Annotated in this window: 8 protein-coding genes; 6 read left to right on the top strand and 2 right to left on the bottom strand. The window is 66.3% G+C overall.

Annotation, left to right across the window (positions count from 1 at the left end):
- Positions 1 to 66: 66 nt before the first annotated feature.
- Together CSEG_RS08875 and CSEG_RS08870 are read left to right on the top strand one after the other, a co-directional pair.
- Positions 67 to 3,201 (top strand): family 78 glycoside hydrolase catalytic domain, encoded by a 3,135-nt coding sequence (locus CSEG_RS08875; protein ID WP_013078899.1) that lies wholly within the window; start codon positions 67 to 69, stop codon positions 3,199 to 3,201.
- A gap of 230 nt (positions 3,202 to 3,431) precedes the next feature.
- Positions 3,432 to 5,645, top strand: coding sequence for a glycoside hydrolase family 3 C-terminal domain-containing protein (locus CSEG_RS08870; RefSeq protein ID WP_013078898.1), 2,214 nt, complete (start codon positions 3,432 to 3,434; stop codon positions 5,643 to 5,645).
- A gap of 259 nt (positions 5,646 to 5,904) precedes the next feature.
- On the opposite strand, the gene CSEG_RS08865 is transcribed toward CSEG_RS08870, so the two are convergent.
- Both CSEG_RS08865 and CSEG_RS08860 read right to left on the bottom strand, forming a co-directional pair.
- The gene (locus tag CSEG_RS08865; RefSeq protein ID WP_013078897.1) at positions 5,905 to 7,143 is read right to left on the bottom strand and encodes a HAMP domain-containing sensor histidine kinase; all 1,239 of its coding nucleotides are present in this window, start codon (positions 7,141 to 7,143) and stop codon (positions 5,905 to 5,907) included.
- Between the two features lie 41 nt (positions 7,144 to 7,184).
- Complete coding sequence (locus tag CSEG_RS08860) at positions 7,185 to 7,898, bottom strand: response regulator transcription factor (RefSeq protein ID WP_013078896.1); 714 nt, start codon at positions 7,896 to 7,898, stop codon at positions 7,185 to 7,187.
- 147 nt (positions 7,899 to 8,045) lie between these two features.
- Here CSEG_RS08860 and CSEG_RS08855 point away from each other — a divergent pair, with 147 nt between their 5' ends.
- Genes CSEG_RS08855 through CSEG_RS08845 form a run of 4 tightly spaced genes read left to right on the top strand, consistent with a single transcriptional unit; the run spans position 8,046 to position 13,627 of the window.
- On the top strand, positions 8,046 to 9,446 hold the full coding sequence (locus CSEG_RS08855) for an efflux transporter outer membrane subunit (protein ID WP_013078895.1): 1,401 nt from the start codon (positions 8,046 to 8,048) through the stop codon (positions 9,444 to 9,446).
- Entirely contained in the window at positions 9,443 to 10,042 is a 600-nt protein-coding gene (locus CSEG_RS22985) for an efflux RND transporter periplasmic adaptor subunit (protein ID WP_208854800.1), read from the top strand. Before CSEG_RS08855 ends, CSEG_RS22985 begins: the two co-directional genes overlap by 4 nt.
- Complete coding sequence (locus CSEG_RS22980; RefSeq protein WP_208854799.1) at positions 10,014 to 10,541, top strand: efflux RND transporter periplasmic adaptor subunit; 528 nt, start codon at positions 10,014 to 10,016, stop codon at positions 10,539 to 10,541. The genes CSEG_RS22985 and CSEG_RS22980 overlap by 29 nt, the downstream gene beginning before the upstream one ends.
- On the top strand, positions 10,538 to 13,627 hold the full coding sequence (locus CSEG_RS08845) for an efflux RND transporter permease subunit (protein WP_013078894.1): 3,090 nt from the start codon (positions 10,538 to 10,540) through the stop codon (positions 13,625 to 13,627). Before CSEG_RS22980 ends, CSEG_RS08845 begins: the two co-directional genes overlap by 4 nt.
- Positions 13,628 to 13,744 lie beyond the last annotated feature (117 nt).

Genomic DNA, 13,744 nt, shown 5'->3' with positions numbered 1-13,744 from the left:
GCCGCCGCCTTCTGGCGACATTGGGCGGCGGCGGCGCCAAGAACGCCGCGCGATAGGGATGAAACCATGCAGATCGATCGTCGTCGCGTCATGCTGCTTGGCGGCGCGGGCAGCCTGGTGGTCGCCCAGGGTGAGGCCGCCCCGCTCGGCGCGGCCGCCATCAGCGACTGCCGGGTGTGCGGTCTGGAGACGCCTCTGGCGCTCGGCGCGGCGACGCCCCGATTCTCCTGGCGACTGTCCGGGCCCCGCCCCCAAGCCGCCTATCGGATCACCGTCGCCCGCAGCGCGGCCGACCTGAGCGCCCCGCGCGATCTGGTCTGGGACAGCGGCAAGGTCGCCAGCGGCCAGAGTTTCGACATCGCTTTTGGCGGCCCAGCCGCGGCCCCGCGCCAAGTCTTCTGGTGGCGCGTCGAGGCCTGGGACGACAAGGGCGCGCGCGCCGTCGGACGTCCGGCGCGCTGGGAAACGGGTCTGCTCTCGGCCAGCGACTGGAACGCCGCCTGGCTGGCGGCCGAGGATGCGACCGCCAAGGCCGATCGCCTGGCGGGCGTTCACTGGATCAGCGGCCCGGAAAGCATCACCGACAAGACCAGCAAGCGCTGCTATCGCACCAGCTTCGAGGTTCCGGCCCAGTCCGACGGGACCTTGTTTCTGGCCGCTTCGGGCCTTGCTGGCGTCTTTCTCAACGGCCAGGAATTGGCGGCCGGCGAGGAAGAACCCACCCGCTTCACGACCATGAGTCCCTACCCCCTGGCCCTGCGGCAGGGGCGCAACGTCATCGCAATCGCCCAGACTCCCAGCCGCGACCTGGGCGGCCCCCAGCCGATGCTCTGCGCGCTGATCCGCCTGGGCGGCTCAGAGCGCCGGCTCAGCACCGCCGAGGGGTGGAAGACCACGGTCAACGCCCCGGAAGGTTGGACGCTGCCGGATTTCGACGACGGCGCCTGGCCCGCCGCCACGACGGCCCGCAACCGTCCTCGCGGCCAGCCCCTCCCCCCAGGCGCGGCGACGCATCTTCGCCGGGCCTTCCGGCTCGACAAGCCCGTGGCCCAGGCCCGCCTCTACGCCACGGCGCTGGGCGCTTACGAGGCCTGGATCAACGGCGCGCCGGCGGACGAGCGCAAGATGGCGCCCGAACCCACCAACCTGCTCGAACGCGTGCTTTACCAGGCCTACGACGTCACCGCCGCTCTGCGGGCCGGCGACAACGTCCTTGGCCTCTGGGTGGGGGACGGCTGGTACGCTAGCGAATTCTCGGCCAACGCCCGCTTCTGCTTTGGCCCCGCGCCCTGCCGGGCGATGGCTCAGCTCGAAATTCTGTTCATAGACGGAAGCCGCCAGGTGATCGCCACGGACGATCAGTGGCGCATCGCCCCGTCGGCGATCCTGACATCTGAGATCTACGACGGCGAGGTCTACGACGCGCGCCAGGAGATCAAGGATTGGGCCTTGCCCGGAACGCCGCAGGGCGGCTGGCGCCCAGCCGAAACCGTCGAGGCCCCTAACCTGCCGATCGACCCGCAGGTGAGCCCGCCCATCCGAGTCACCCAGCGCCTCAAGCCCAAGGCCGTCACCTCGCCAAAGCCCGGCGTCCATGTCTTCGACTTTGGACAGAACTTCGCCGGCTGGGCGGAACTGGCGATCAGCGGCAAGGCCGGGACACGGATCGAGCTTTTGTTCGGCGAATATCTCAAGCCGGACGGCCAGGTCGACCAGGCCAATCTGCGCACCGCGTTCGCGCGTGACACCTACGTGCTGAAGGGCCAGGGCCGCGAGGTCTGGTCGCCGCGCTTCACCTATCACGGCTTCCGCTATGTCGAGGTCCGCGGCCTGGCGAACGCGCCCGCCGCCGACCTGCTGACCGGCCTTGTCGGACACAACGACATCCGGGTCAGCGGCGTGCTGCGCGTGGGCGCCCCCGTCGTCGAGCAGTTCTGGCGAAATTCGGTCTGGAGCCAGAGATCGAACTTCTTTGGCCTGCCGACCGACTGCCCGCAACGCGACGAACGCTTGGGATGGCTGGGCGATGCGGCCGTGTTCTGGCCGGCCGCCGCCTACAACATGGATGTCGAAGCCTTCACCCGCCGGTTCATGGGGGATGTGCGACGCGCCCAGCGGCCGGACGGCCAGTTTCCAGACTGCATTCCGCCCTTCATGGTGCCCTCCTCGCGTTCGGCCCCCGGCTGGTCAGACGCGGGCGTCATCCTGCCCTACACCGCCTGGCGCCAGTACGGCGACACCGGCGTCATCGCCGAAAACTGGGAGGCGATGGAACGCTACCTGGCGTTCATTCTCGCCAAGAACCCCGACTACCTCTGGAAGTCCAGCAAGGGCAACGACTATGGCGACTGGCTGGCGGTCGACGCCAAGTATTTGGGCGAGGCGACCACCCCCAAGGATCTGATCGGCACCGCCTTCTGGGCGGCGGACGCGGCGATGATGCGCGATATGGCCAAGGCGATTGGAAAGGCCGAGGCCGCCGAGCGCTACCGCGCCCTGTTCGAGGCTATCCGCGCGGCCTTCGCGGGCGCCTATGTGCAGGCCGACGGCAAGATCGGCAACGGCAGCCAGACCAGCTACATCCTGGCGATCCGGTTTGGCCTGCTGTCGCCCGAACAGGCCAGCGAAGCTGGCCGGCGCTTGGCCGCCGACATCGCCGCGCGCGGCGGCAAGCTCTCGACCGGCTTCCTGGGAACCCCGCACATCCTCGACGCCCTGGCCGACACCGGCCACGAAGCCACCGCCGTGGGGCTGCTGCTGCAGCGCGACTATCCTTCCTGGGGCTACATGGTCACCAAGGGCGCCACGACCATGTGGGAACGCTGGAACAGCGACACCGGCGACCTGTCGATGAACAGCTACAATCACTATGCCTTCGGGGCGATTGGCGATTTCCTGTTCCGGCGGATCGCTGGCCTGGCCGCGGTCGAGCCAGGCTTTGCCAAGGTGGTGATCGCGCCGATCTTCGATCGCCGCCTGGGGTCGGCCGGCGCGGACTACGACTCCGTGTCCGGTCGCCTGAGCTCCAACTGGCGCTATGAAGGCGACACGGTTCGCCTGGATTTGTCGATCCCGCCCGGCGTCCAGGCTGAGGTGGTGATCCCCACCGCGGCAAGGGCGGTGCGTGTCGACGGCAGGCCCGTGCCTAGCGCCCGATTCCGGGTCGAGCGCGGCCAACACCGGGTTGTCTTCACGGCCTAAGCCTCTGCGCTTGCCGACCCGAACAAAGGGCCGCCAACGGCGCCTTAAGCCTTGCCCGCCCTCCAATCGTACGATACCGTACTATTATTAGGGCGCGGACAAAGCGCCAGGCTTGGGGACGGAAATGCAAGGACGAACCGGACCTGCACACACCGTCACCTGCTCGCCGCCCCGCGCCGAGCGTGTCTGGACGTCGCGCGTCAAGCGAAAAGACGAGAGGACAACGGCCGATGCGCAAACACCTATGGATGATTGGCGCGGCGGCGCTGGCGACGAGCGCGGCGGCGCAGCAAGCCGCGACGCCCTCGATCGCCGATCCAGATGCGCGGGCCAAGGCCACGCTCGGCCAGATGACCCAGGAGGAGAAGATCGGCCTGCTGCACGGACCGATGCTCGGCCTAATCGCCGCGCCGCGTCGGCCGGCCGGGATCACCGTCGGCGCGGGCTACATCGCCGGGGTGGAGCGCCTAGGGGTGCCGGCGCTGCTAGAGACCGACGCCTCGCTGGGTGTTTCCAACCTCAACAATCTGCGGCCGGGTGACGAGGCCACCGCCCTTCCCGCCTCGATTTCGCTGGCGGCCAGCTGGGATCCCGAACTGGCGCGCGAGGGCGGCGCGATGATTGGCGGCGAGGCGCGGGCCAAGGGCTTCAACGTCATGCTGGTCGGCGGCGTCAATCTGGTTCGCGACCCGCGCGGCGGGCGCAACTTCGAGTATCTGGGCGAGGATCCCCTGCTGGCCGGGACGCTGGTCGGCGCGCAGATCCGCGGCGTCCAGTCCAACAACATCATCGGCACCATCAAGCACTTCGCCCTCAACGACCAGGAGACCGGCCGCAACGTCGCTTCGGTCGAAATGGACGAAGCCGCCATGCGCGAGAGCGACCTGCTCGCCTTCCAGATCGGCATTGAAAACGGTCAGCCGGGTTCGGTGATGTGCAGCTACAACCGCGTCGGCGGCGTCTACGCCTGCGAGCACGACTTCCTGCTCAACCAAGTTCTTCGCCGCGACTGGGGCTTTAAGGGCTTTGTCATGTCCGACTGGGGCGCGGTGCACTCCAGTGAGGCGATCAATAAGGGCCTCGATCAACAGTCGGGCGAACAGCTCGACGGCAAGAAATACTTTTCCGACCTGATGGTCGAGGCCTTGGCGGAGGGGCGCGTCAAACAGTCTGCGATCGATACTTCCGCCGCGCGGATCTTAAGGACCATCTACGCCCATGGCCTGGCCGAGCACCCTGTAACGCCAGGCGGTCGCATCGCCGCCAAGCAAAATAGCGAGGTCGCCTTGAAAGCCGCCCGTGAGGGGATGGTGCTGTTGCGAAACCAAGACGGCCTGCTGCCGCTCGCCGCGACCACCCGATCCATCGTGGTGATCGGCGGGAACGCCGAATTTGGGGTGTTGAGCGGCGGCGGCTCGAGCAGCGTAACGCCGGTCGGCGGTTTCAAGAAAATGGTTCCGGGCGCTAGGGCGGCCGCCTCGGCCTGGGTCAAGCGCGCCTATGGCGGCGCGCCGCCGATCGATGGCCTGCGCAGGGCCTTCCCAAACAGCGCCATTTCTTATGTCGACGGTAAGGATCCGCTGGTCGCCGCCGCCGCCGCCAAGGCCGCCGACGTCGCGATCGTGATTGGCGAGAAATTTTCGACCGAAGGAGAGGACGCCCTCGACCTGTCGCTTGGCGAGGGCCAGGACGCCCTGATCGAGGGCGTGGCCACCGCCAATCCGCGCACCGTGGTGGTGCTTCAAACCGGCAGCGCCGTCACCATGCCCTGGCGCGACAAGGTCGCGGCGATTGTCGCGGCCTGGTACCCAGGCCAGCGCGGCGGTGACGCCATCGCCGACGTCATCTCCGGCGCGGTCAATCCGGCCGGCCGTTTGCCGATCACCTTCCCGGCCTCCGTCGACCAATTGCCTAACCTGGTGATCGCCGGCTCGGATGCGCCGCCGGCCGACAAGGAGACCCGGGCGGTCTATGGCCTGCAGGCCGGTCTCAAGCCGTTCGACATCCACTATCCGGAAGGCTCGGACGCCGGCTATCGCTGGTTCGCCAAGAAGGGTCTTAAGCCGCTCTATCCGTTCGGCTATGGCCTGTCCTACACCCGCTTCCAGTATTCGGACCTGCGGATCACCGGCGGCAAGACCTTGACCGTCCGCTTCAAGGTCACCAACACCGGCTCGCGCGAGGGCGCGGACGTGCCGCAGGTCTACGTCCTTCGCCAGGGCAAGGCCAAGCGCCTGGTCGGCTGGGGCAAGCCGAGCCTAAAGCCCCGCGAAAGCCAGACCGTCACGGTGACCGCCGATCCTCGCGTGCTGGGCGACTACGACGTCAAGGCTAAGCAATGGGTCGCGCCGGCAGGCGCCTATGCCGTCGAGGTTGCGACCTCGGCAAGCGATCCGGTGCTGACGGGGAGCGCGCGCCTGTCGCGCCAAACGGCAAGACCGTAGCCTTGGGCGAGCCGCCTGGCCGCGCAAGGGTCGGGCGGGGAATCCCCGCACCAGCTTCGTAACCCAAAAAGAGGGCTCGGCGATCATCGCCGAGCCCTCCAGATTTAGGGAGGAGATGCGCGCCATTGAAAGCCAGAGCTCCAGAGGCTCACGGACGCCACTATGCCTGGCAGGCAGCCCGGGGACAAGCTTTCCGTACGATCCCGTACCATTAAGCCCGAACATCTAAGGCCGAAGGCGACAGTAGGTGGGGACTCTCTCAACCCAAGCGTCTTGTCGTCACCCGGTCATCCGTATCGCCCCTGAGAGACACCACAATGAAAATCCGGAGGCCCAAGCCGTTAGGTCCCGCCTCAGCCCAGATCCGCCCCCCATGTCGCTCGACGGCCTCTCTAGCGATTGCCAATCCTAATCCGAAGCCCTCAACGCTCTGGTCTTGGTCCAACCGACGGAACGCGTCGAAAATTTCTCCACGTTCAGCCTCGCAAACCCCAGGCCCTTCGTCGATAACCTCCACGACAAGATCTCTGGCCGTCGCCCGCGCGCGCACCACCACGTCGGCCTCGGGCGGAGAATACTTTACCGCGTTACGGATCACGTTCTCATAGGCGCGATAAAGTAGCTCACCATCGGCCTGGGTAACGAAAGCTTGCGCGCCTTCAAGCCGAACGCGACATCTTTTCGCCTGCGCTTCAAAGTGAGCGTCGTCAACAATGGCGGCGATGAGATCCATGAGATCGAGCTTTTCAACCCGCCCGGTCGTATCGCCCGCCTTCAGCCGCGCCAGGGTCAGAACCTCGCCCAACAAACGTTCTAGACGCCCAGCCTCGCGTTCAACTCGCGCCAGCATTTCGGGCCGCTCGTTCGGCGATTGCCGCAACAGCCCAACCGCCACCTGGAGGCGGGTCAATGGAGATCGCAATTCATGGGACACGTCGTGTAGCAAGCGTTGTTGCGCAAGCCAAAGCTTCTCGAGCTGCGCTGCCATGCCGTCAAACTCACGCGCTAGGTCGGCGATTTCGTCCCGCCGCGCGCCGACATGAGGAACGACGCGTGTGCTCAGTTGCCCCCGCGCAATGAAGCGAAACCCCCGCTTCAGGTGGGCCAGCGGTCCAGAGAAATACCAAGCAAGCAAGGCGCTAAAGACAATACTCACAGCTCCGCCAATCAGGAACGGCGTTGCGCCTGACATTTTCGAGTTCGCAATCGCCAGCTGGTAAATCTCGCCGCTCGGCGAGCGAACCCGTACGGCCGATCGCGGTAGAAGGCTCACCTCACGGGCGCCGAGACGAAAGCGTCCTTCAGAATCGTAAAGCGCCAAGGCTCGCGTCGTGGCTCCCTGTTGAACGAGCAGGGGCTCGGCTGACTCTAGTCCACCGGTTTCAATCAATCGCGTGACGACGTTGGCCAACTCGGCGTTGACCACATCCAAGGCGGGATCACTCTGGGTCATCCGCAACAGGCCGACGCCAATAAAGAATGAACAGGCCGTGGCCATGCAGAAGGCTACGAAGAACTTCCAGAAGAGGCGACTGGGCTTCACGACGCGACCAGTTGGTAGCCCTGACTCCGGACACTCAGGATCGACGAGCTGCCGTCGCGGCGAACGCCGAGCTTTTGGCGAATGCTGCTGATGTGGACGTCGATCCGGCGATCATAGGGCGTCAGCGGGCGCCCCAGGGCGTTCAGCGATAGCTGATCTTTACTCACCAACTGCCCCGCGTGGCGGGCCAACTCCTCGAGCAGGCTGAATTCCGTGCCGGTCAATTCGATCGGCTGTCCGTCCCATTGCGCCTGACGGCTGGCGGGCCAGAGCTTCAGCCGCCCCTTGGAGATCATGTCGTTGGCGGTCGGATCCTTGTTCGTCAGCACACGCCGTAGGATCGCGCGGATCCGCGCAACCAGCTCGCCGGGCGAACAGGGCTTTGGCACATAGTCATCCGCGCCCAGGTCAAGCCCGGCGATGCGATCAATCTCATCGCCGCGGGCGGTGAGCAGCAGGACCGGAACCTTGCTCGCGCGACGGATGCGCCTGAGCACCTCGATGCCCGACAGGCGCGGCATCATCACATCGAGGACGACGAGGTCATAGTCGCCCGATAGCGCTGCGGCCTCGCCCCTCTCGCCATCATGCGCGGCCCCGACGCTGAAACCTTCCCGGACAAGAAACTCCGACAGCATGGTCGTCAACTGATCGTCGTCGTCGATCAGAAGCACCCTCGGCGGTTTTGCGGCGTCTTCACTCACGGCCATTTTCTATCCCCAACGCGACGGGGCACGCGCGGAGCTTTACATATCTTTACGTCGATTTTGCCCAACTTTACCCGGCCGGCGCCCCGCCTAACATAGCATTCGGCTAAGCCACAGCCTCTCTGGCTACGACAACATTCGGAGAGGCTATTGGATCGCCTGCTCGCCGTGGCGCCGGTTTTCGCCCTGCTGGTCAGCGCTTGCGCGGCGGGTCCAAACTACAATCGTCCGCCTCCTGCCGTGGCCGCCGCCTGGCAGGCGCCCGTCCCCCATGGCGGTGATAGCGGCAAGCTGTTGGCGTGGTGGTCGGGTTTCGACGATCCGATCCTGACCTCGCTGCAGGCCAGCGCGGAAAAGACCAGTCCCAGCCTAGACCAAGCGATCGCCAATATCGACAAGGCTCGGGCCACGCTGACGACGCAGCGCGCCGCGGCCCTGCCGAACCTCACCGGCTCGACTTCCCGCACCAAGTCCCGCCAGGAGTCGGCCGCCGGCGGCGCCACGATCAGCAAGGTCAGCCAGGCCGCGCTGGACGCCAGCTGGGAAATCGACCTCTTCGGCAAGGCCAGGCGCAATGTCGAGGCGGCCAGGGCGCGGATAGAGGCGCGGACCGACGATTGGCACGAGGCGCGGATCTCGCTGGCCGCTGAGGTGGCCGATGACTACGTTCAGCTACGCGGGTGCGAACAGCTGGCCGAAGTCCTTCGCCAGGCCACGGAATCGCAGGAGACTTCCGCGCGTCTTATACGGCTGAACGCAGACGCTGGGTTTTCACCGGCCTCGGACGCGGCGCTGGCCGATGCCTCCGCCGCCAGCACACGGTCGTCCTTCACGGACCAGCGGGGCCAATGTGATCTGCTGGTCAAGAGCCTGGCTTCTCTGACCGGGCTGGAAGAGCCGGCGCTACGGACGTTGATGCAGCCGAGCGCCGGCGTCTTGCCCGCGCCCCGGAAGCTGGATGTGACCAGCGTTCCGGCCGACCTCGTGCGACAGCGTCCAGACGTGGCGTCGAGCGAGCGTGAACTGGCCGCGACCAGCGCCGAGATCGGGGCCGCGGTAGCCGACCTCTACCCAAGCCTGACCCTCTCCGGTTCAATTTCGACCAGCGCGGGTCTTCAGCAATGGTCCTTCGGCCCGTCGCTCTCGCTGCCGATCTTCGACGGGGGGCAGCGCCTGGCCAGCGTCAGGTCGGCGCGTGCGAGCTATGCCTATCAACTGGCGGCCTATCGTCAGGCCGTGCGCGACGCCGTCCTCGATGTCGAGCAGGCCCTGGTGCAGCTGAATGTCGCCCGCCAGCAGCAAGGCGACGCGGAGACTGCGGCTCGGGGCTACCAAGCCAGCTTTAAAGCGACGGATCAGCTTTATCGGGCCGGCGCCTCGGATCTCTTGGATCGCGAAAGCGCCCGCCGCAATGCGCTCGACGCCGAGCAGTCCTTGATCAATGTCCGCCTCACCGAAATCCGCCAATGGATCGCGCTCTACAAGGCGCTCGGTGGCGGCTGGGACGCGTCCAACACGGCGCTCGCCGCCACGGGAGACCATCAGCCTTGACATCCTTGCTCAAGCGCGCAGCCGCGACCAGCGCCGCTGTCCTCTGCCTGGCCGCGGTCAGCGCCTGTTCTCCGCCTAACAAGGCGCCGAAGAGCACGCCGGCCAGCCTGACCGTGGAGGTCACCCAACCGGAAAGCACCGCTTGGCCGCGCCAGATTCATGCCAGCGGCGCCCTGGCGGCGTGGCAGGAGGCCGTGATCAGCGCCGAAACCGGCTCGCTGCGCATCACCAGCCTCCAGGCCGACGTCGGCAGCTGGGTCAAGCGCGGCAGCGTGCTCGCCACCCTGTCACGAGACACCCTGCTGGCTGATCGCGACCGTCTCCAGGGCGTCGTCGCCGAAGCGCAGGCAAACCTCGCACAGGCCGACAGCGACGTGGCGCGGGTCGCGCAGGTGGGCGCCAGCGGCGCCCTCTCGGCACAGCAAATCGAGAAGTACGAAGTGACCCAGCGCACCGCGCGAGCCACCCTACAGCAGCAGAAGGCCCAACTTCGCGCCACCGAGATCCAGCTTCAGCAAACCAACGTCGTGGGCGGTGGACGACGGCGTAATCTCCTCGCGCTCGGCCTTGCTGGGCAAGGTGGCGGCCGCTGGTGACGAGCTCTTCCGCCTCGTGCGTCAAGGACGGATCGAGTGGCACGCCGAGTTGAATGCTCAACAGCTGGCGCAGGTGAAGGCCGGTCAGGCCGCACAGGTCACTTTGCCTGACGGTCAGCGGGTCACCGGCGCCGTGCGCCTGGTGTCGCCGACGCTGAGCACCACCACCAGCCGAGGCGTCGCCTATGTAGAGCTACCGTCCGGCTCGGCCGCGCGGGCCGGGATGTACGGCGACGGCGTGATAAACGTCGGCGCTGCGCGCGTCCTGACCCTGCCCGACACCGCCATCGTGCTGCGCGACGGCCGCGCCTACGTCTTCGTGGTCGGGGCCGACAAGCGCGCTCGCCAGCAACAAGTGACCACCGGCGATCGTCGCGACGGCAAGGTCGAGGTCCGAGGCCTGGCCACGTCCGCCTCCGTCGTGAAAAGCGGCGCGTCCTTCCTCAGCGACGGCGTGACAGTCCGCCCCGCGGCGGCGACCTCGGAAGCCGCGCGATGAACATCTCCGCGCTATCCATCAAGCATCCGGTCCCGGCGATCCTGCTGTTCATCCTGCTGACCGTCTTTGGCGTCATCGGGTTCCAGCGGCTGGATATCCAGCAGTTCCCCGACATGGACCAGCCGACGGTCACCATCTCCGCATCGTTGGAGGGCGCAGCGCCGGAACAGCTGGAAACCGAGGTCGCGCGCAAGATCGAGGACAAGCTGACCTCGCTGCGAAAGCTCGACCACATCACGACGACCATCACCGAAGGGTCTGTCAGCATCTCGGTCAGCTTCACGATCGATAAGGACTCCAACGAGGCGGTCCAGGAGGTGCGCAACGCCGTCGACGGCGCCAAGAGCGAGCTGCCCGCGGCGCTGCAAACCCCGACGGTCTCCAAGGTCACCGCCAGCAGCGGGTCAATGCTGACCTACACGATCACCTCCGATCGTATGGGCGAGGAGGAGCTATCGTGGTTCGTCGACAATGACGTCGCCAAGGCCGTGCAATCGGTGAAGGGCGTCTCGACGGTTTCTCGGATCGGCGGGGTCTCGCGCGAGGTCCAGGTCGACCTCGACCCTGCCCTGATGTCGGGCCTGGGCGTCAGCGCCTCCGACGTTTCGGCCAAGCTCAGGGAGATGCAAAGCGACAGCTCCGGCGGCCAGGGACAGATCGGCGGTCAACGCCAGTCGTTGCGAACGCTTGGCGCGGTCCATAATCCCAGTGACCTGGCGGCGATCGCCATCCCCGCCGCGAACGGCCAGATGGTTCGCCTGGACCAGATCGCCAAGATCCGCGACACCCATTCCGACCGCAGCTCGCGGGCGTTCCGCGACGGCAAGGAAACCATTGCGTTCACGGTCAGCCGGTCCTTGGGTTTCGGAGACGCGGCCGTGGCCAAGAAGGTGCGCGCGCAGGTCGAGGCCTTCGCGGCCCAGCACCCGCAGGTGCGGATCGAGGAAGCCAGCAACACCATCACGCCGATCATCGAGAACTATAAGGGTTCGATGCATCTGGTGGTGGAAGGCGCGATCCTGGCGGTGATCGTGGTGTGGTTATTCCTGCGCGATTGGCGCGCCACCCTGGTTTCGGCCACGGCGCTGCCCCTGTCGATCATCCCGACATTCGGCGTCATCTACCTGTGCGGCTTCACCCTCAACATGGTCACGCTGCTGTCGATCGCTCTGGTGATCGGCATCCTGGTCGACGACGCGATCGTCGAGGTCGAGAACATCGAGCGCCACCTTCGCATGGGTAAGAAGCCTTATCAGGCGGCGATGGAAGCAGCGGACGAGATCGGACTGGCCGTCGTGGCCACCACCCTCACCCTGGTGGCGGTTTTCCTGCCGACCGCCTTCATGGGCGGGATTCCGGGCAAGATCTTCCGCCAGTTCGGCATCACGGCCTCGGTCGCGGTGCTGATGTCGCTGTTGGTCGCCCGCCTGCTCACCCCGATGATGGCGGCCTACATGCTGCGGGCCTCGGATCGCGAGGAAAGGGACGGCGCGATCATGCACCGTTACATGTCATGCATCGGGACGACCCTGCGGAAGCGGAAGGCCACGGTCGCGCTGGCGGGCCTGTTCTTCGTGGTCTCTCTGGCCATGATCCCGCTGCTGCCGAGCGCCTTCTTCCCCGCCCAGGACAACGCCCAGACATCGGTATCCCTGACCTTGCCGCCGGGCAGCACCCTGGCCCAGACGACAGGGCTCACCAACCAGGCTGTCCGCCTGATCAAGACCGTGCCGGAGGTCACCCATGTCTTCGCCTCGGTGGGTACGGCCACGAGCGGCGGGATGGACGCCAGCGCCAGCGCCGACCTCGCAAGCTCGACCCTGACAGTCGACCTCGTCGAGCGCGGCAAACGTCGTCTGAAGCAATCCGGCGTCGAAGAGGAGATCCGCAAGGCGCTCGAGCCCTTGCCTGGCGCGCGTGTCAGCGTCGGCGGCTCAGGCAATGGCCAGGCGCTGCAGATCGTTCTGGCCGGCGACGACGGCGATCTCCTCAATCAAACCGCCACCAAGCTGGAACAAGAGATTCGTGGCGGGATTTCGGGAATCGGCAACGTCACATCAAGCGCCGCGCTGCAGCGGCCGGAAATCCAGCTCACCCCTGACTATTCGCGCGCGGCGGCCCTGGGCGTCACCAGTAGCGACATCGGCGAGGCGATGCGCCTGGCGACCTATGGCGATTATTCGGCGTCGCTTCCCAAGTTGAACCTCTCGGACCGGCAGGTGGACGTGCGGGTGCGCATGGATCCTGCCGTTCGGACCGACCTGGACGCCATCGGCCAGTTGCGCGTCGCGGGGACGAGCGGCCAGGTCGCCTTGGCTTCCCTGGGCGACCTCAATCTTGGCAGCGGCGCGTCCCAGATCGACCGCATCGATCGGGCGCGCCAAGTCACCTTGACGACCGAGCTGAACGGTCGCCCTCTGGGCGAGGTCATGCGCGAGGCCAAGCAGCTTCCGACGCTGCAAAGCCTGCCGACGGGCGTGAGGACCGTGGAACAGGGCGAACTGCAGCAAACCAGCGAGATGATGAGCAGCTTTGGCCTGGCCATGGCCGTCGGCATCTTCTGCATCTATGCGGTGCTGGTGCTGCTGTTCCATGACTTCCTACAGCCGGCGACGATCCTGTCCGCCCTGCCGCTGTCGCTGGGCGGGGCCCTATTCGCCCTCTTGATCTGCAATATGAGCTTCTCCATGCCGGCGGTGATCGGCCTGCTGATGCTGATGGGCATCGTAACCAAGAACTCGATCCTTCTGGTCGAGTACGCGATCATGGCCCGGCGCCAGCGTGGCCTCTCACGCGTCGAGGCCCTGTTGGACGCGTGTCACAAGCGGGCCCGTCCGATCCTGATGACCACCATCGCCATGGGCGCGGGCATGCTGCCCACGGCGGCCGGGTTCGGGGCCGATCCCAGCTTCCGTCAGCCCATGGCCGTGGTGGTGATCGGCGGCCTTCTGACGTCAACGGTGCTGAGCCTACTGGTCGTTCCAGTCATCTTTACCTTCGTGGACGACTTGGAACAGCGCGTGCGCGCAGTCGCTGGACGGAAGCTTCATCCCGGTTCGCGACCAACCTCGACTGAGGCGACCTAGGCGACTTTTCTCAGGGTCGATGTGTGCGCGTTCCGGCATGGATGCCGGATTGCGCAGCGCCGGGGTCGCCAAGAAGCGGACGTTCCGAACGGAAGCAACACGTCAGCGCACGACCAT

This window comes from Caulobacter segnis ATCC 21756, assembly GCF_000092285.1.
GTDB lineage: Bacteria > Pseudomonadota > Alphaproteobacteria > Caulobacterales > Caulobacteraceae > Caulobacter > Caulobacter segnis.
Note: the sequence above shows the minus strand (reverse complement) of the source record. Positions and strands in the feature narration are given on the sequence as shown.